This is a genomic window from Rhodococcus sp. ZPP (assembly GCF_017656075.1).
GTDB classification, from domain to species: Bacteria; Actinomycetota; Actinomycetes; order Mycobacteriales; family Mycobacteriaceae; genus Rhodococcus_F; species Rhodococcus_F oxybenzonivorans.
Genome location: NZ_CP058638.1, coordinates 2,038,146 through 2,055,880, shown reverse-complemented (window position 1 = coordinate 2,055,880; position 17,735 = coordinate 2,038,146). Strand labels below are relative to the sequence as shown.

Sequence of the window (17,735 nt, the reverse complement as noted above, 5' to 3'; positions counted from 1 at the left end):
CTCATGACTGATGTACTTTCTCGCCGCGATCTCGATTTCCTGCTGTACGAGTGGCTCGACGTGGTCGCACTGACCTCGCGTAAGCGCTTCGCCGAACATTCGAAGGCCACCTTCGACGCGGTGCTCGACCTCAGTGCGGACCTTGCACACAAGCATTTCGCCACCCACAACAAGAAGGCCGACGCGCACGAGCCGACCATGCGCCCGGACGGCACCGTCGAGATGATTTCGGAGGTCAAGACGGCGCTCGACGCTTACGCGGCGGCCGGTTTGATCGCCGGGGCATTCGACGAGAGCGTCGGCGGGATGCAGCTGCCCACCACGGTGGCGCGGGCGGCGATGGCCTGGTTTCAGGCGGCTAACGCCAGCACCTCGTCCTATCCGTTCCTGACGATCGCCAACGCGAATTTGCTCGCCGAGTACGGCACCGAGCAGCAGATCGACGATTACGTCCGTCCGATGCTCGAGGGCCGCTGGTTCGGCACCATGTGCCTGTCCGAGCCGCAGGCCGGATCCTCGCTGGCGGACATCACCACCCGCGCGGTACCGCAGGAAGACGGCAGCTACCGGGTCACCGGAACCAAGATGTGGATCTCCGGAGGCGACCACGAACTCACCGAGAACATTGTGCACCTGGTGCTGGCGAAGACACCGGGTGGCGGCCCCGGTGTCAAGGGCATCTCGCTGTTCATCGTCCCGAAATACCTTCCCGGCGCCGACGGTGCCGCCGGCGAACGCAACGACGTCACTTTGGTGGGCCTCAACCACAAGATGGGCAACCGCGGCACCACCAACACCCTGCTCGCTTTCGGCGACGGCACCCACACCCCCGGTGGCAAATCGGGTGCTGTCGGTTTCCTGGTCGGCGAGGAACACCGCGGCCTGTCCTACATGTTCCACATGATGAACGAAGCCCGGATCGGTGTCGGGTTCCTCGCGATCGCCCTCGGCTACGTGGGATACCGCAAGTCGCTCGAATACGCGACGGTGCGGACCCAGGGCCGCTCTCTCGGAGCCAAGGACCCCTCCTCGCCGCCGGTGCCGATCATCGAACACGCCGATGTCCGCCGCATGCTGCTGGCCCAAAAGTCCTACGTCGAGGGCGCGCTCGCGCTCGGCCTCTACTGCTCGCGGTTGGTGGACGAACACGACACGGCCGACGATGCGGCCACCGGAGACCAGGCGACGTTGCTCCTCGACGTGCTGACCCCGATCGCGAAGAGCTGGCCATCGCAGTGGTGCCTCGAGGCGAACAGCCTCGCGATCCAGGTGCACGGCGGTTACGGCTACACCCGCGACTACGACGTCGAACAGTACTACCGCGACAACCGATTGAATCCGATCCACGAGGGCACGCACGGGATCCAGGGGCTGGACCTGCTGGGCCGCAAGGTGATCATGCAAGACGGTGCCGGGCTGCGGTTACTCGGATCGAAGATCGCCGCCACCGTCGCGCGGGGGCGGTCTCTCGGTGGCGATGCCACCGGTTACGCCGACGCCCTCGACACCGTCTGGAACCGGGTCGTCGACATCACCGCCGCCTTGTGGGCGGCCGGTGACGCGGCGGCTGCGCTGGCGAACTCGTCGGTCTATCTGGAAGCCTTCGGGCACACGGTCATCGCGTGGATGTGGCTCGAACAGCTCATCGCCACCGAGGGTAAGAGTGGTGACTTCTACGACGGAAAGCGCATGGCAGCCCGCTACTTCTACACCCACGAGCTACCCAAGGTCGGCCCCCAGCTCAATCTGTTGGCCAGCGGAGACCGGACCACTCTCGACATGAAAAACAGCTGGTTCTGACCCAGGAGGCATCACATGAGTGTGCTCGAGAAGTTCCGCCTCGACGGCCGCGTCGCCATCGTCACCGGCGCCTCGTCCGGCCTCGGTGTGGCCTTCGCTCAGGCCCTCGCCGAGGCCGGCGCGGACATCGTCCTCGCGGCGCGCCGTGTCGACAAACTAGACGACACAGCCGCACTTGTCCGTGCCACCGGCCAGCGGGCACTGCCGGTGGCTACCGACATCGCTGATCCGGATCAGTGCGCGGCTCTGGTCGACGCGGCAATGACCGAGTTCGGCCGCGTCGACGTTCTCGTCAACAACGCCGGTGTCGCTACCGCCCACCCCGCCACCCGCGAAACCCCGGACCAGTTCCGCTCGGTGATCGACATCAACCTGGGCGGCTCCTACTGGACCGCCCAGGCGTGTGGGACGGTCATGCAACCCGGCAGTTCCATCGTCAACATTTCCAGCGTCCTCGGGCTCACCACCGCCGGTCTGCCCCAGGCCGCCTACAGCGCCAGCAAAGCCGCAATCATCGGTCTGACCCGAGATCTCGCCCAACAGTGGGGCACCCGCAAGGGAATTCGCGTCAACGCGCTCGCCCCGGGCTTCTTCGCCTCCGAGATGACCGACCAATATCACGACGGCTACCTCGACAGCCTCGCGCCTCGGATGGTGCTCGGGCGCGCCGGCGATGCTGCCGAACTCGCCGCCACCCTTGTCTGGCTCGCCTCCGACGCAGCCGGGTACGTCACCGGACAGACTCTGGCGGTCGACGGCGGCATGACCATCACCTGACCGAACGGCGCGCTTTCGACATGCACACCACCCGCTGATCTCCTCACTCTCTGCGAGAAGGTAACCATGCCCACCACAATCGACGACGTCGACGCCCTCCACGGACTGCTCGGACAGCAACTCGCAAGTAGCGACTGGTTCGACATCACCCAAGACCGGGTGAATACCTTCGCCGACGCCACCGACGACCACCAATGGATCCACGTGGATGTCGAGCGCGCCAATAGCGAAAGCGCCTATGGCGGGCCCATCGCCCACGGTTACCTCACGCTGTCGTTACTCAGTGCCATGTTCTCGCAGGTCCTCGAGGTTCGGCAAGCGTCGATGGCGGTGAATTACGGTCTGAACAAGGTCCGATTCCCTGCTCCGGTTCCGGTCGGGTCCAAGGTCCGACTGAGCGCGGAGCTGATTACCGTCGAAGACATCGCCGGCGGCATCCAGATCGTCCTCCGAGCAACAGTGCACTGCAGCGCAGTGGACAAGCCAGTGTGTGTGGCCGAACCGCTATTCCGCTTCTATCGCTGAGTCGCTCGAGGCCCACAAACTCGAACCGACATGGGACTGTCAACGCTGGAATCTTTGGTGGATCCGAATCTGGCAAGGTACACCGGCCGCACGGACGAACACTCAATTTCGATGAAGTACCGAATAGCTCTCGCCCCCAACAGCGGCGAGGTGGTCATGCTCAGCCCACGGTGGCCGTGCGACCTCTCACTGGAAGGTTCCGGGTCAATGGGAACTGGCTCCGTCATCCCGGCGACTGTTATCGGCTGACAACGCGGAGGGAAGCCGATCGGCCCGGGTGGTGGTGGCGGTTGTCGCGTGTTCGACGCGTATGGAGGGGTACCGGTTACACGCTGCACCGCCTGCGCGGCGTCGTCCGGGTGTCCTCGGCGTCGGTCCTCTGCCTCCATTACACATAGCGGCTCCTTACGCCGTGTATCCACCGTCGACGTCGAGTTTCTGTCCGGTGATGAACCCCGCACGGTCACTCGCCAGGAAACACACGGCCTCGGCGATGTCCGTGGCCGTGCCGAAACGGCGAAGCGGGATGCGGCTCATGGCCACGTCGAGGGCGCGTTGGTCGAGATCGGCTGACTGGATGAGGCGCTGCGCCATTCCGTCGGTGAGCATGCCCGGGCCGACCGAGTTGAAACGGACCCCGAAGCGGCCCTCCTCGGCCGCGAACCCCTTGACCAGTTGCTCGACAGCACCTTTGGTGCCTGCCGAGAGGCCGTCGCGGACGGGGTAGCGGCTGGTGGCAGCGGTCGTGACCGCGACCACGGAACCTGCGGATTCCCGTAGGGCAGGGAGGGCGGCGCGGACGACGGTGAAGAATGCGACAGCCTCTTGTTCGAGATGGACGGCGTAATCCTTCGGCGTGATCTGCGACAGGTGGACCATCGGAATGTGCGGTCCCGCTGCGTGAATCAGGACGTCGAGCCCGCCGAAGTGCTCAACCGTCTGCCGAACAACCTCGGCGACGCGAAGTTCGTCGACGAGATCCGTGGAGAAGGCGGCACAGGTGACACCGGTCTGCTCGAGTTCGGTCACCAGGTCGGCCGCGACATCGGCGTGGGATCGGTAGGTGATGGCCACGTGGTGCCCGAGGTCCGCGAGTCGCCGCGCCACGGCGGAACCGATGCCACCCGTGCCGCCGGTGACCAGAGCGGACCGTCGCCGCGGGGGAGCGCTGTTGCCGGGTGCCGCCATAGGGACTCCAATGATCGGGTACGAACCACATCAACCTAGCAACTGCTTGGTCGCGCTGCGAACCGAGCGACCCGCGCAGCGAACTGAGCGACAGCGCAGCCTTGCCTCGCTATCGGGCAACTCCGTGCGGACCTAGCCTGAATCCATGTCCGCAGAACGCGCTGAGTCCTCGCATGCCGCCGTGGAACCGCACGGCCCCACACTGGCCGGTCGCCTCAACTGGTTGCGTGCCGGGGTTCTGGGAGCGAACGACGGCATCGTGTCCACCGCCGGTCTGGTGGTCGGTGTCGCGGCGGCCACCACCGAGCGGTCGGCGATCTTCACTGCAGGGTTCGCCGGTCTGGCGGCCGGCGCGGTGTCCATGGCTCTCGGCGAGTATGTGTCGGTGAGCACGCAGCGCGACACGGAACGGGCGTTGCTGTCGAAGGAACAACAGGAACTTTCCGAAACCCCGACTGCCGAATTCGAAGAGCTCGTGGAAATCTATCAGCGAAAGGGGTTGCAGGAAGACACTGCCCGCACGGTGGCCCGCGAACTTACCGAACACGATGCGTTTGCCGCGCACGTCGACGTCGAGTTGGGTCTCGATCCGGACGAACTGACCAATCCGTGGCAGGCCGCCGGGTCTTCGGCGCTGTCCTTCACTCTCGGTGCCGCCATTCCCTTACTGGCGATTCTTCTCACGCCGGTGCACCTGCGCGTCCCGGTGACTTTTCTGGCCGTACTGTTTGCGCTGGCCCTGACCGGGTCGGTGAGTGCGACTCTCGGCGGTGCTCGGCGGACCCGCGCCGTCCTGCGGGTGGCGCTCGGCGGCGCACTCGCCATGGGGGTGACCTATGGCATCGGTCAGTGGGTGGGGACCGGCATCACGTAGCGCCGGACGAGTCTCAGCTTCGACAGATCATGACCGGAGTGGTGGCGTGGTGGAGCAGGTTCTGGCTCGTCGATCCCATCAGCGCGCCCAGCAGTGGGCCACGGCCATGGCTGCCCACGACGATCAACTGGGCGTCGGCGGCATGCTGCAGAATGACGTCCGCGGCGGCGCCCTGCTGAGCCACCTTCGTCACGGAGACGTCCGGGTACCGCTCCGACTCTCCGGCCAAGCCCTCCGACAGGACGGCGGCTTCTTCCTGTTTCACTGCGTCCCAGTCGACGAGCATGCCGGTGCCGCCCGCTCCGAATGTCGGGGAGCCCTGCCAGGTGTGGACCGCAACCAGGGGCGCGCCGAAAAAGGAGGCGAACTCGAATGCATGCGACACCGCTTCGCGGCTGAGTTCGCTCCCATCGACTCCGACCACGACGGGACGCCCGTCCGGCGCCGTCACGTCGCCGCGCAGAACGACGACCGGGCACTCCGCACGATTGGCCACGTGCAGCGCGGTCGACCCGAGGAGAACTGAGCGGAACGCGCCTGCTCCGGTCGAACCCAGCACGATCAGTCGCGCCCAGTCGGCGGCTTCCAGCAGCGCCGTGCCCGCCGGCCCGGGACTGATCGTCGTCTCGATGGTGAGATCCTCATAGTGCTGTCCCAGTAGGTTCTTCGCGGTGTCGACGATGGCCTCGCCGTCTTCTCTCAATTGGCTGAGAAACTGTGATTCCAGCATGATCGACGCCGGGCTGTACAGCGGGCCGTCCTGCGGCAGCGCGTGGACGAGTGACAGTGTGGCGCGCCATTTCGCTGCTACTGCGGCGCCCCACGTGGCGGCGGCCGTGGACGCGTCGGATCCGTCGAGGCCGACGACGACGGAATGGCTTGAAGAGGTGCTCACGTCTGGTTCCCTTCGTCGGGCTGTACTCGTCCGGTCTCCACAGTGCCTTATGTGTGTACTTTGCGGACCCACCTCCGGCAAGTAACGGACTCGTCACGACACGGCGACGGATCGGCGTCGAAACTTCGGAATTCCGAAGATTCACCTGTCACAACACAATAGTCGTACACCTGTACTTTACTTCTGCCTCAGAGGTATCGGGAGGAGGTCACAAAGGGGAGAAGCCGACCCATGTCCGCGAGCGCGGAGAGGAAGGACTCAGCATGACCACGTGCCACATCGAGAGGCGCACCCTGGGCTGGATTGCCACGATCGGCGCAGCCGTGACGGTTCCACTGGGCCTGAGCGCCGGTGTTGCGTCTGCCGCACCGCACAACTGGGACGCCGTCGCCGAATGCGAAAGCGGCGGCGACTGGACGATCGATACCGGAAACGGCTACTACGGGGGCCTGCAATTTCTGCCCGAGACCTGGAAATCCCATGGCGGAAAGGGAGACCCGTCCGAAGCGAGTCGAGCGGAACAAATCCGTATCGCCGAAAAGGTGCTCCAGAGCCAGGGGGTCGGCGCGTGGCCGGACTGCGGCCAGTACCTGACAGACCCCGTCGAGGTGCCGGAAACCAACGAGCTGCCGGAAACGCCGGATGTGGGCGAGGTGCCGGAAGTGAGCGAGGTGCCCGAAGTGGCTCCGACGTCCCCTGTGCCCGAAGTGGCTCCGTCGTCGCCCGAGGATCTCACTCCCTCCGAGAAAGCGGCCGCGGTGAAGGCGGCTGCCCAGGAGGCTCTGGACAGTGCCCGCCGCCTCGCCGAGCAGAACGGATCCGGTCAGGTTCTGGAGCAGAGGGTGGCGGCCTCGCAGGAGTAGTTCGACGTCCCTGCGCTGAGTGTCATTGCGCCGGCGGGGTAGACGCCGGCCACATCAGGGTCCGCTCACTGACGAACCGGCGGTGTGCACCCGACAAGGGATCGGTGAATTCCACCGAGCGTGCGAGTAGGCGCAGTGGAGTCGAATAGTCGTCCCCGGCAACATCATAGAAGTCAGGGTAGAAATTGTCACCGAAAATTGGGATGCCGAGTGCACTCATGTGCAACCGCAGCTGGTGCGTCTTGCCGGTGTGCGGGAGCAGTCGATAGCGCGCGGCACTATCGCGGATTTCGAGCAGTTCGATGCGACTCTCGCTGTTCGCGGGCCCCTCCGTCTCGAAAGCCTTCAAGACGCCGCGTTGCTTGACGATGCGGCTGCGGACCGTTGCGGGAAGGGTCAACTCGGGGTCGTGGCGGGCAAGCGCCTCGTACTCCTTGCGCACTTCCCGTCGATCGAACAGCGACTGGTAGTCCCGCCGGACCTCGCGTCGCACGGTGAAAATCAGAACTCCTGCAGTGAGACGATCCAGCCGGTGCACGGGCGTCAGGTCGGGAAGTCCGAGACTCCTGCGCAACCGTACGAGTGCGGACTCGACGATGTACGCGCCTCGCGGTGTACTGGCCAGGAAATGGGGCTTGTCGGCGACGAGCAGATTCTCGTCGCGATGAAGGATCTCGATCTCGAACGGCACCCGCGATTCCACCGGAGGATCCCGGTAAAGATAAACATCTCTGCGCGGGACGAACGCCGTCGACTCGGTGACGGGGTGCCCCCGCTCGTCGACCACCTCCCGCGCGGCCACCTTCTCGCGGAGCCGTGTTTCGTCGTGAGGAAAACGGCCGACGAGGTACTCGAGGACGCTGGGCCACGGTCCGTCATCGGGCGTCCTCAGCCGCGTCGGGTTGAGGCCGTCACGAATGGGAAGCGGGGCGTCGGGCACACCGTCGACGGTAGTGCAGCTTGTCTGTAACTCGGCGTTGACCTGGCGCGAACCCATGGCTACTATCCGGTAAGTTTGTGACGCGGGCCACCCTGGCCGCTGAGGCGCGTCATCGGGAAGTTCACGGGGGTTCTTAGGTGATCGTGCGTCGCTGGGCGTTTCGACCAGGTGTATTGGCAGTCTCGGTAGCAATGTCCATAGGGCTCGCTGTAGCGCCCACGGCGTCCGCTGACCCGACCGGGGGACCCGCAGCCGCACAGTGGCTGGCTGCCGTCGATGCACCGCCGGCCTACCCGGTCGTCGCCATCGACTGGGACGTGCCCATCACGATGAGCGACGGGACCGTGCTGAAGGCGAACGTCTATCGGCCCGCCGACGCGGCAGGCATTCCGGTCGACACCAAGATGCCCTCGGTTCTCAATGTCACGCCGTATACCAAGTTGATCGGCAACGTCGTCGACTCCGTGCTCGCGGTACCGGGGCTCGAAGACACCGTTGTCGACCTGGTGAATTCCTACAACCTCGCCGGTACGCCGTTCGACGGCATCACCGAGGCCGCGAAGGTTCTGTCAGGCGGCGGCATGCGCGTTTTCGGTGTCAACCGCGACCTCGTGCAGAACGGGTACACGCAGGTGGTCGTGGATGCGCGGGGCACCGGCTTCTCGCAGGGCGAATGGCAGGCACTCGGCCCGGTCGAGCAGCGCGATTCCGTCGAGGTGATCGATTGGATCAGCAAGCAGAGCTGGTCTGACGGCCGAGTCGGGATGGGCGGCGTGTCCTACTCGGGCATCAACTCCCTGCAGGCCGCGGGTCATCAGCCGCCTGCCCTGAAGGCGATCTTCCCCACAGAACCCGGAAACGATCTGCTCCGCGACATCGTCGGGACCGGCGCCGGACTGGGTGTGGGTTTCATGCCCCTCTGGCTCTCGCTGGTGAACGGTCTCAAGTTCGTTCCGGACGTGCAGGCGCTCGCGCAGGGCCGCTTCGACCAAACCTGGCTTCAGGATCGGCTTCGTGATCCCCTAACGCTGTTCCCGGCTCTCCTCGAGGCCATGACAGCGCCCACCGTGAACGACCTGGATCCCGGCACGCTGCGGGTAGCGCAGGATGGGGAGTTCTACGAGGAGCGCAAAGCCCGGGTGGACAACATCGAGGTGCCGACGATGCTCTACGGCGCGTGGCACGACATCTTCGCCAACAGCGAGCCCCGGGTCTACAACGACATCCCCCTGCCGCCGGGCGAGAAGCAGCTGATCATGAGCGACGCCTACCACATCAACTTCGGTGGTGGGTTCGGGGAGCCGGGCGCCCCGCCACGCCTCGACGTTCTCGAACGCGCTTGGTACGACAAATGGTTGAAGGGTGTTGACAACGGAATCGACGCCTACGGCCCGGTCACGCTGTATCAGCAGGGCAACGGATGGACCACTACCGATTCGTTCCCCCGGGCCGGCGTCGACTACCAGCGGATGTATCTGTCGAACGCGCCGAGCGGCACGGCGGGGCACGCTGCGCACGACGGCAGCCTCGTCCCGGCGCAGCCCGCCGATTTCGCGAATCTCACGGTGGCGCCGGGCCTGCGGGCACTGTGTTCGCGTGACGGTGCCCAGGGCACGGCCGGGGCGGCCGTGATCTTCGGATCGGCATGCACCAAGGACTCCCGTTTCAACGAGGCTGAAGGCCTCACATTCACCAGCGCTCCCGTCACCCGGCCCACCGAGTTGTCGGGACCCGTCAACCTGCATCTCGAGACGGTGCTCGACGCCACCGACGGCTTCTGGGCGGTCACACTCAACGACGTCGCGCCCGACGGTACGTCGACGACCTTGACCAATGGGGCGCTCACTGCGTCGATGCGTGCGGTGGACGATGCGCAGAGCACGAAGTCTCCCAACGGCGACTACACCGAACCGCATCACTACCTGACGGTGGCGGCGCGCCAGCCCCTCGTTCCCGGGGAGGTCACACCCGTGGACATCAACTTCGTGCCCACGGACGCTGTCCTGGCGCCCGGACACCGGTTGCGTGTCGACGTGTACGCGAGCAGCTTTCCGCGTTATCTGCCGCTCGGACCGATGCTCGCGGACAGCCAGTTGAAGCAGCAGCATGTCCGGTTGTCGCCGGACAGGCCGAGTTTCGTCAACCTCCCGCTGGTCGGAGCAACGGCGTGGTGACGGGTGTTGGCCGCGTCCCGACTTCCGTAGGGTTGCTCTCATGACCAAGTGGACAGCAGCGGACATCGCGGATCAGCAGGGCCGGACGTTCGTCGTCACGGGTGCCAACAGTGGATTGGGGGAGGTGGCTGCGCGCGCACTCGCCAAGGCGGGCGCCCACGTCGTCCTCGCCTGCCGCGACACCACGAAAGGCGACGCGGTCGCGCGCACCATCGGTGACAACGCCGAGGTCCGCCGACTCGACCTCGCCGATCTGGCTTCGGTGCGGGACTTCGCCGCGGGCATCGGTTCGGTCGACGTGCTGGTGAACAACGCCGGAGTGATGGCGGTTCCCCGGCGTAAGACTGTCGACGGCTTCGAAATGCAGATCGGCACAAACCATCTAGGCCATTTCGCGCTCACCGGACTGCTACTCGCCAAGATCACCGACCGAATTGTCACGATGTCGAGCACCGCACACAAGATGGGATCCATCGACCTCGACGATCTCAACTGGGAAAACCGCAAGTACAACCGGTGGAGCGCGTACGGACAGTCGAAACTCGCGAATCTTCTGTTCACCTACGAGCTACAGCGCAGACTCGCCGCGGCGGGGTCATCGGTCAAGGCTGTGGCCGCGCATCCCGGTTACGCATCGACCAATCTGCAGGCCCACACCGAGTCGGTACAGGACAAGCTGATGGCCGTCGGTAACCGAATCTTCGCGCAGTCAGCGGAGATGGGTGCTCTGCCCATGCTGTACGCGGCCGCCGTTCCCGATGTGGCGGGCGGTAGTTATCTCGGGCCGGACGGGCTGTTCGAGCAGCGTGGCCACCCGAAGGTGGTCGGTTCCAATGAGAAGTCGCGGGACGAGAAGACCGCGGGTGCCTTGTGGTCGCTGTCCGAGAACCTGACGGGCGTCGAATACACCTTCGCGTGACCGACGCCCGCCGGTAGGTTCAGTCCTCGGTGACGTCGAGGGTGACCTCGACATTTCCCCGAGTTGCGTTGGAATACGGGCAGACCTGGTGCGCCTTCTCGGTCAATTCGAGGGCCTCGTCCCGCGAGAGGTGGGGCAGGGACACTTCGAGGGTCACGGCGAGACCGAAACCGCCGCCATTCGCCGAGCCGATTCCGACGCGCGCACCGACCGCCGAGTCGGTGACATCTGCCTTGGCCTGGCGGGCCACCATCTGCAGTGCCGAGTGGAAGCACGCGGCGTAGCCGGCGGCGAACAACTGCTCCGGGTTGGTGCCGTTGCCCGAACCGCCCATCTCGACGGGGATGGCAAGGTCGAGATCGAGTCGGCCGTCCGAGGTGCGGGCGCGGCCGTTGCGGCCTTCTCCGGTGGCGAGGGCTTCGGCGGTGTAGAGAATCTGCACGGGATTACTTCCTTTTCGCTGGATCGGTTGCGGTGTACTGGTGTAGCGATTCGGTGAGACGACTCAAGGTGTCGCGGAGGGCGACGAGTTCGTCGACGTCCATACCGGTCGAGCCCGCCAGTGCGGCCGGAATGCCCACGGCGGAATGCCGCAGCTGGTTCCCGGCCTCGGTGAGGTGGATACCGACCCGCCGCTCGTCGGCCGAGTCGCGACGACGCTCGACCAACCCGAGAGATTCGAGTCTCTTGAGTAGCGGCGAGAGGGTGCCGGTATCGAGATTCAGGGCGTCGCAGATGTCGCGCACGCCGCGGCCGTCCCGTTCCCACAGCACCAGCAGAACCAGGTACTGCGGGTACGTCACGCCCAACTTCTCGAGCAGCGACCGGTAGGTGGCCGTCATGGCCCGCGATGCCGAGTAAAGGGCAAAGCACAACTGGCGGTCGAGGGTGAGAGGGTCGGTCACCCCAGAATGGTTGCACACAACTTAATTGTGCGCAACAAAGATGGGTGCGGCTTTTTCTCTTGGCGACTGCGCTTAGACTGTCGCCAGTGACACGGGGTGCTGCCCGGCGAAAGCTGGGCGGCTGAGAACACACCCGTCGAACCTGAACTAGGTAGTGCTAGCGAAGGGATGTCGCGCCGACCGCTGATGCGTGCGGTCGTCCGGCGTTCCTCGCGGCCGGACGAAAGGTGTGCAATGCAGATCGACAAGCAGATCGTTCTCGTGACCGGGGGCGGACGCGGCCTCGGTTCCGCCATCGTGCGCTCGTTCGCCGAGCAGGGCGCACGGGTGGTGGTGAACTACCGTCGTAGCCGAGACGCGGCCGAGGAGCTCGCAGCGGAGGTGGGCGACGGGCAGGCCATCGCGCTACAGGCCGATGTCACGAATCGCGAACAAGTGGACGCCCTGTTCGGCGCGGCGGCAGACTACTTCGGCTCACCGATCACCACCGTGATCAACAACGCGCTCGCCGATTTCTCCTTCAACGGCGACGCCCGCGACAAGGCCGACACCATTTCGTGGGACGCCTTCGACGCGCAGCTGCAAGGAAGTGTCAAGGCGACTCTGAACACTACGCAAGCCGCGCTACCGGGCATGCGCTCAATCGGCTTCGGTCGCATCGTCACCATTGGAACCAACTTGTTCCAGAACCCCGTGGTTCCCTACCACGATTACACGGCGGCCAAGGCTGCAGCACTGTCACTGACCCGCACGCTCGCCGCCGATCTCGGTCCCGACGGCATCACGGTGAACATGGTGTCGGGCGGGCTGCTGCGCACCACGGACGCGAGCGCCGCCACTCCGGACGAGGTGTTCGATCTCATCGCGGCGAGTACGCCACTGCAACGCGTCACCACTCCGGAAGAATTCGCCGACGCGGTGCTGTTCTTCGCGTCTCCGTGGTCGCGTTCGGTGACCGGCCAGAATCTCGTCGTCGACGGGGGATTGGTCAAAGACTGATGGCAGCACGTAAGCAACTGCACCTCAACGCATTTCTTTTCGCCTGCGGGCACCACGGCGCCGCCTGGCGGCACCCGGCGTCGCAGGTGGAACGGCTCACCGACATCGCCTACTACGAAGAGTTGGCGCAGACCGCGGAACGTGGCTGCTTCGACGCCGTCTTCTTCGCCGACGGACACTCGGTGCGAGACCCCGCCGCCGGCGGAGTGTGGTTTCTCGAACCGCTGACGGCGTTGTCGGCGATGGCCCGGGCGACGGAGCGAATCGGGCTGGTCACCACCGTGTCCAGCACCTTCTACACGCCCTTCCACGCCGCCCGGATGCTTGCGTCGCTCGACCACATCAGTGGTGGCCGGGCCGGGTGGAACGTCGTGACCTCCATGTTCGACGCGGAGGCCCGTAACCACGGACTCGAGGAAATGCCGCCGCACGACGAGCGGTACTCGCGCGCCGCCGAGTTCGTCGACGTGGCACTCGCGCTCTGGGATTCATGGGACGCGGACGCGTTGGAACTCGACCGGGGCGGGGTGTTCGCCGACCCGGCGAAGGTCGCCCCGATTCATCACCGCGGCAAGCATTTTCTGGTGGACGGCCCGCTGAACGTGCCGAGGTCGCCGCAGGGGCGTCCCGTCCTCTTCCAGGCCGGTGCCTCCGAGCAGGGCCGCGACCTGGCGGCCCGCTGCGCCGAGGGAATCTATGCCGTGGCGTACGACCTCGAATCCGCTCAGAATTACTACCGAGACGTCAAGCTGCGCATCCGTGGTGCGGGCCGCGATGCCGACGCCGTGACCGTGATGCCCGGTCTCGTCACCTACGTCGGATCGACCACAGAGGAGGCACACAGGAAGAAGGCCGAACTCGACGCCCTGCTGCCGGTCGAACAGTCGATCGCGCAACTGTCCCTGTTCACGCACCAAGACTGCAGTGAGTGGGAACTGGACGCGCCCGTCCCCGACCTGCCACCGCTCTCCGAGTTCACCGGACCGCAGGGCCGCTACGACACCATCCTGCGGATCATCGAGAAGGATCGGCCCACGGTCCGCGCGCTGCTGGGAACACTGGCCGCCGGTGGTGGGCACTGCACGATGATCGGCACGCCGGAGTCGATCGCCGACGACATCGAACGGTGGTTCCACGGAGGTGGCGCCGACGGCTTCAATCTGATGCCGCCGATCTATCCGGACGCCCTCACCGACTTCGTCGACGAGGTCGTTCCCGTACTGCAGAAGCGCGGACTGTTCCGGACCGAGTACGAGACGGCGACGTTGAGGGAACATCTGTCTTCGCCACCACAATGAACACAACCTTCTCTACGTCCGTAACAGTGACTGTGAGCGCCCGCTCGATCAACACTTGCTGTTGTCGCGATCACATTGCGACTTTCGAGGTGCGGACGAGGAGTGGCAATGCTGGTAGCACTCGGCTTTCTGATGGTGGCCGTGTTCATGTTCTTGATCATGTCCAAACGGGCCACCCCAGTGGTCGGGCTGATTGCCGTCCCGGTCGCGTTCGGTATCGCGGCCGGGGCCGGTTTGGGTATCGGCGACATGATCACCGACGGGATCAAAGCGCTGGCGCCCACTGCGGCACTGCTGTTCTTCGCGATCATCTTCTTCGGGATCATGATCGACGTCGGGCTCTTCGACCCACTGGTGAAGGTGATTCTCAAGCTCGTCCGCAACGATCCCATGCGGCTCGTCGTCGGCACGGCAGTCCTGGCCATGGTGGTGTCGCTGGACGGTGACGGGTCGACGACCTTCATCATCGTCACCTCGGCACTGCTCCCGCTCTACCTGAAACTGAAGGTGAGCCCCGTCGTTCTCACCGTCGTCGCCGGTCTATCGAACGGTGCGATGAACATCATCCCGTGGGGTGGGCCGACCGTCCGAGCTGCTGCGGCCCTCGGGATCTCCCCGTCCGACGTCTTCGTGCCGATGATTCCTTCGCTCGTTGCCGGACTGGTCATCGTGCTGCTCTTCGCCGTGCAGCTCGGCTACTCCGAACGACGACGCATCGGCACCCTGGTTCTCACATCCGAGCGTCTGCTCGTCGGCGCGGGATCCTCGCGAACTCGGGTGGGTTCCGGCGGCGCAGACGGTGGCAGCGGCAACGCAACCGGCGGTTCCGGAGATTCCGGGTCGGACGACGGGCTCGACGGCTTCGTCGACGGACTGGACCCCGAGCGGCCGACGCTGCGACCGAAGCTGTTGTGGTTCAACGCTGCTCTGAGCGTGGGTCTGCTGGCCGTGCTCGTGATGGACGTCCTGCCCATCCCGGTGCTCTTCATGGTGGCGGCATCGATCGCCTTGATGGCGAACTTCCCGCGCGTCAAGGAGCAGCAGGAAGCCATCACCCGGCACTCGTCGAGCATCGTCTCGGTGGTGGCGATGGTGTTCGCCGCAGCCGTGCTCACGGGAGTCTTCCAGGGCACGGGCATGGTCGAGGCAATGGCGCAGTGGTTGCTCGAAATCATCCCGGCATCGCTCGGACCGCACCTCGCCGTCATCACGGGTGTCCTGAGCCTGCCCTTCACGTTCTTCATGAGCAATGACGCCTTCTACTTCGGTGTGATGCCGGTGCTCGCCGAAACCGCGTCCACCTACGGCATCGAGCCCGTCGAGATGGCCCGCGCTTCGATCACCGGACAAACCTTCCACATGCAGAGCCCGTTGGTCCCGGCCATCCTGCTGCTCGTCACCCTCGCGGGGGTGTCGCTGGCCGACCACCACAAGAAGGTGCTGTGGCGCGCCGCGCTGGTGTCGCTGACCATGCTGGTGGTCGGTGTTCTCGCCGGTCAGATTCCCTGGTAGGCGTCAGTCTCAGTCGTCCGTGTCGGTGGCGGGCCCCTCCGGGGTCGCGCCACCTTCGCCGCTCCAGTCCGCACCCGAACCCTTGTCGTCCTCCGCGGGATCGGACACCACGTCTTTGTGGGCACCCGACTTGCCACTCTCCGTACTCGTTGTCGCCGGGCCGGGTGTGTTCTCGTGCTGCTCGGTGTCCTTGTGCGTCATGTCCGACGGTTACCCACACGGCCGCATGTTCAAAAATCGGGAGCTCGTCTGCCTCCGATTTCCGCGGCGGCCAGGCATACTGATCGAAACTCGATCCCTCCTGGTGAGGCGGTGTCTTCGTGGTGGATCCCGAGGTATTGGTGGTCGGAGCGGGTCCGGTAGGACTGACTGCGGCGATCGAACTGCGCAGGCGCGGCATCTCCTGCCGCATCATCGATCCGCTCCACGAGCCGCCGCAGTACGCCAAGGCGGTGGGCATCCAACCCCGGACCCTCGAAGTGTTCGAAGGTATGGGCGTGCTCGGGCGAGTACTCGACGCGGGGGTTCCATTCCGTGGGCAGATCCTCTACGTCGACGGCGTCGAGGTCGGGCGAATGGAGTTGGCCTTGCCCGCGGATGTGCCGTTCGGGTTCATCGGGCTGCCTCAGTACGAGACCGAACGCATACTCACCGAACACCTGGCCTCCCTGGGCACCAGGGTCGAGCGCGGAATCGGCCTCGTCTCGTTCGAACAGGACGAAGGCGGAGTGGTCGCCACAGTGAGCGGGGACGGCGGAGGGACCATCCGATCGCAGTACCTCGCCGGATGCGACGGCGCGCACAGTGTGGTGCGCAAAGGTCTCGGTCTCACGTTCGAGGGCGGCGCCTTCGCCGAGCAGTACATGCTCGGTGACGTCGAAGTGGACTGGTCGTTGCCGCGCGGCTACAACATTCGTTCGGTCCGCCGCACGGAGGACGGACCCGACGATGTCCTCGTGTGCATTCCCTTGCCCGGTCGTCGTCGGTACCGGATGTCGATGCTGGTGCCCGCGGAACTGTCGAACACCGGCGCCTCGGCCGGCGACAACATTCGGCACGGATTCGAGTCGGGGCCCACGCCGCAACTCGGGCACATTCAGGCCGTACTCGACAGGCTGGCTCCCGAACCGGCCCGGGCATCGAACCTTCGGTGGTCCTCCGTGTTCCGCATCAGCCACCGCATCGTCGACTCCTACGGACGTGGACGCGTGTTCGTTGCCGGCGACGCCGCCCATATCCACCCGCCCACCGGGGCGCAGGGCATGAACACGGGGATCCAAGACGCCCACAACCTGGCATGGAAGCTTGCGCTCGCCGTGTCCGGAGTCGCGGCCCCCGACTTGATGGACAGCTACGACCTCGAGCGGCGGCCGATCGGCGAGGAGGTCGTGGGGCGCACCATCCGCAGCGCCAGGGAAGGGATCGGCGCGGGTGCTTCGGACCCCGAACTGGTCATGCGCCGCGAAGCGCAGCTGCTCATCGACTACGGCGACAGCCCTATCGTGAACCGGACCGAGGACGCGACCACGCTGCGGCCCGGTGAGCGAGCGCCCGACGCGCGTGGGTTGACCCGCGCCGCCGTCGCATTCCCGATCCGGCTGTTCGGGTTACTGGGACGCGACCGGCACACATTACTGCTGTACGCCGACGACTCGGTCGACGCGCGGGGTCTGGCCGTGCTGGAGGCTGCTGCGGCGTCGGCCGGAACCGCGGCCCACGGCCTGCTCGACACCTATCTGATTGCAACTCCGGGTGCCGAGGTCGGTGAAACGATTCTTCCGCTCGTGCGGGACGAGGCCGGCGAATTCGCCGCGGCCTATGGCGCCGAGGGTTGTGCGGCGTACGTCGTCCGTCCGGACGGCTATCTGGGCTTCCGGATGGCGCCCGTCTCAATCGAGGGTCTCGCCGAACACCTGAAGTCGACTTTCCGCTGACCCCGCCGGGAAGAGAGGGTCGCTGTCCGGTGTTGTAGGAAGTTCTACTCGCCGGGCAGCCGTCCCTGCATATGACGGCCATCACAATGAAACGCCCCCGGCTGCGGGAATTGATCGGAGCACTGGCACGTT

At 65.5% G+C, this 17,735-nt stretch carries 17 protein-coding genes and 1 riboswitch; of the genes, 11 read left to right on the top strand and 6 right to left on the bottom strand.

Translation table 11 applies throughout. The annotated features are described in order from the left end of the window. The first annotated feature begins 3 nt into the window (after positions 1-3). The 3 genes from HYG77_RS09730 to HYG77_RS09720 all read left to right on the top strand — a co-directional run bounded on the left by HYG77_RS09730 (position 4) and on the right by HYG77_RS09720 (position 3,102). Complete coding sequence (locus HYG77_RS09730) at positions 4-1,800, top strand: acyl-CoA dehydrogenase (RefSeq protein ID WP_208962530.1); 1,797 nt, start codon at positions 4-6, stop codon at positions 1,798-1,800. A gap of 15 nt (positions 1,801-1,815) precedes the next feature. Next, positions 1,816-2,577 (top strand): SDR family oxidoreductase, encoded by a 762-nt coding sequence (locus HYG77_RS09725; protein WP_208962529.1) that lies wholly within the window; start codon positions 1,816-1,818, stop codon positions 2,575-2,577. Positions 2,578-2,643: 66 nt separating this feature from the next. After that, positions 2,644-3,102 (top strand): MaoC family dehydratase, encoded by a 459-nt coding sequence (locus HYG77_RS09720; protein WP_208962528.1) that lies wholly within the window; start codon positions 2,644-2,646, stop codon positions 3,100-3,102. A gap of 405 nt (positions 3,103-3,507) precedes the next feature. On the opposite strand, the gene HYG77_RS09715 is transcribed toward HYG77_RS09720, so the two are convergent. Beyond that, positions 3,508-4,290 (bottom strand): SDR family oxidoreductase, encoded by a 783-nt coding sequence (locus HYG77_RS09715; RefSeq protein WP_109327295.1) that lies wholly within the window; start codon positions 4,288-4,290, stop codon positions 3,508-3,510. A gap of 145 nt (positions 4,291-4,435) precedes the next feature. Between HYG77_RS09715 and HYG77_RS09710 the strand changes: the two genes are divergently transcribed. After that, positions 4,436-5,164 carry a VIT family protein gene (locus HYG77_RS09710; protein ID WP_109327297.1) on the top strand — a complete coding sequence of 243 codons (729 nt, stop codon included), beginning with the start codon at positions 4,436-4,438 and terminating at the stop codon, positions 5,162-5,164. A gap of 13 nt (positions 5,165-5,177) precedes the next feature. Here the strand turns inward: HYG77_RS09710 and HYG77_RS09705 are convergent, their stop codons facing one another. Then, on the bottom strand, positions 5,178-6,059 hold the full coding sequence (locus HYG77_RS09705) for a universal stress protein (protein WP_109327299.1): 882 nt from the start codon (positions 6,057-6,059) through the stop codon (positions 5,178-5,180). A 263-nt stretch (positions 6,060-6,322) separates the two neighbouring features. Here HYG77_RS09705 and HYG77_RS09700 point away from each other — a divergent pair, with 263 nt between their 5' ends. Continuing rightward, a complete protein-coding gene (locus tag HYG77_RS09700; RefSeq protein ID WP_109327301.1) occupies positions 6,323-6,922 on the top strand; it encodes a transglycosylase family protein in 600 nt (199 codons plus the stop codon). Positions 6,923-6,944: 22 nt separating this feature from the next. Here the strand turns inward: HYG77_RS09700 and HYG77_RS09695 are convergent, their stop codons facing one another. Then, positions 6,945-7,862, bottom strand: coding sequence for a pseudouridine synthase (locus HYG77_RS09695; RefSeq protein ID WP_208962527.1), 918 nt, complete (start codon positions 7,860-7,862; stop codon positions 6,945-6,947). 191 nt (positions 7,863-8,053) lie between these two features. Here HYG77_RS09695 and HYG77_RS09690 point away from each other — a divergent pair, with 191 nt between their 5' ends. Further along, on the top strand, positions 8,054-10,036 hold the full coding sequence (locus HYG77_RS09690) for a CocE/NonD family hydrolase (RefSeq protein WP_208962526.1): 1,983 nt from the start codon (positions 8,054-8,056) through the stop codon (positions 10,034-10,036). A 40-nt stretch (positions 10,037-10,076) separates the two neighbouring features. Then, entirely contained in the window at positions 10,077-10,955 is an 879-nt protein-coding gene (locus HYG77_RS09685; RefSeq protein ID WP_109327305.1) for an oxidoreductase, read from the top strand. A 19-nt stretch (positions 10,956-10,974) separates the two neighbouring features. Here the strand turns inward: HYG77_RS09685 and HYG77_RS09680 are convergent, their stop codons facing one another. Next, entirely contained in the window at positions 10,975-11,397 is a 423-nt protein-coding gene (locus HYG77_RS09680; protein WP_109327307.1) for an organic hydroperoxide resistance protein, read from the bottom strand. 4 nt (positions 11,398-11,401) lie between these two features. Continuing rightward, positions 11,402-11,860: a MarR family transcriptional regulator gene (locus HYG77_RS09675; RefSeq protein ID WP_208962525.1), complete on the bottom strand. Its 459-nt coding sequence runs from the start codon at positions 11,858-11,860 to the stop codon at positions 11,402-11,404. An 82-nt stretch (positions 11,861-11,942) separates the two neighbouring features. Next, positions 11,943-12,046, top strand: a riboswitch (TPP riboswitch). 48 nt (positions 12,047-12,094) lie between these two features. Between HYG77_RS09675 and HYG77_RS09670 the strand changes: the two genes are divergently transcribed. From HYG77_RS09670 to HYG77_RS09660, 3 genes are all read left to right on the top strand, one after another. Continuing rightward, positions 12,095-12,859, top strand: a complete 765-nt coding sequence (locus HYG77_RS09670) for a 3-oxoacyl-ACP reductase (protein ID WP_208962524.1) — start codon at positions 12,095-12,097, stop codon at positions 12,857-12,859. Next, entirely contained in the window at positions 12,859-14,157 is a 1,299-nt protein-coding gene (locus HYG77_RS09665; RefSeq protein WP_208962523.1) for an LLM class flavin-dependent oxidoreductase, read from the top strand. The genes HYG77_RS09670 and HYG77_RS09665 overlap by 1 nt, the downstream gene beginning before the upstream one ends. A gap of 108 nt (positions 14,158-14,265) precedes the next feature. Further along, a complete protein-coding gene (locus tag HYG77_RS09660) occupies positions 14,266-15,669 on the top strand; it encodes an SLC13 family permease (RefSeq protein WP_109327314.1) in 1,404 nt (467 codons plus the stop codon). Positions 15,670-15,678: 9 nt separating this feature from the next. Here the strand turns inward: HYG77_RS09660 and HYG77_RS09655 are convergent, their stop codons facing one another. Beyond that, positions 15,679-15,870 (bottom strand): hypothetical protein, encoded by a 192-nt coding sequence (locus HYG77_RS09655; RefSeq protein ID WP_109327316.1) that lies wholly within the window; start codon positions 15,868-15,870, stop codon positions 15,679-15,681. Positions 15,871-15,989: 119 nt separating this feature from the next. Here HYG77_RS09655 and HYG77_RS09650 point away from each other — a divergent pair, with 119 nt between their 5' ends. After that, the gene (locus tag HYG77_RS09650; RefSeq protein WP_208962522.1) at positions 15,990-17,603 is read left to right on the top strand and encodes an FAD-dependent monooxygenase; all 1,614 of its coding nucleotides are present in this window, start codon (positions 15,990-15,992) and stop codon (positions 17,601-17,603) included. Positions 17,604-17,735: the final 132 nt, after the last annotated feature.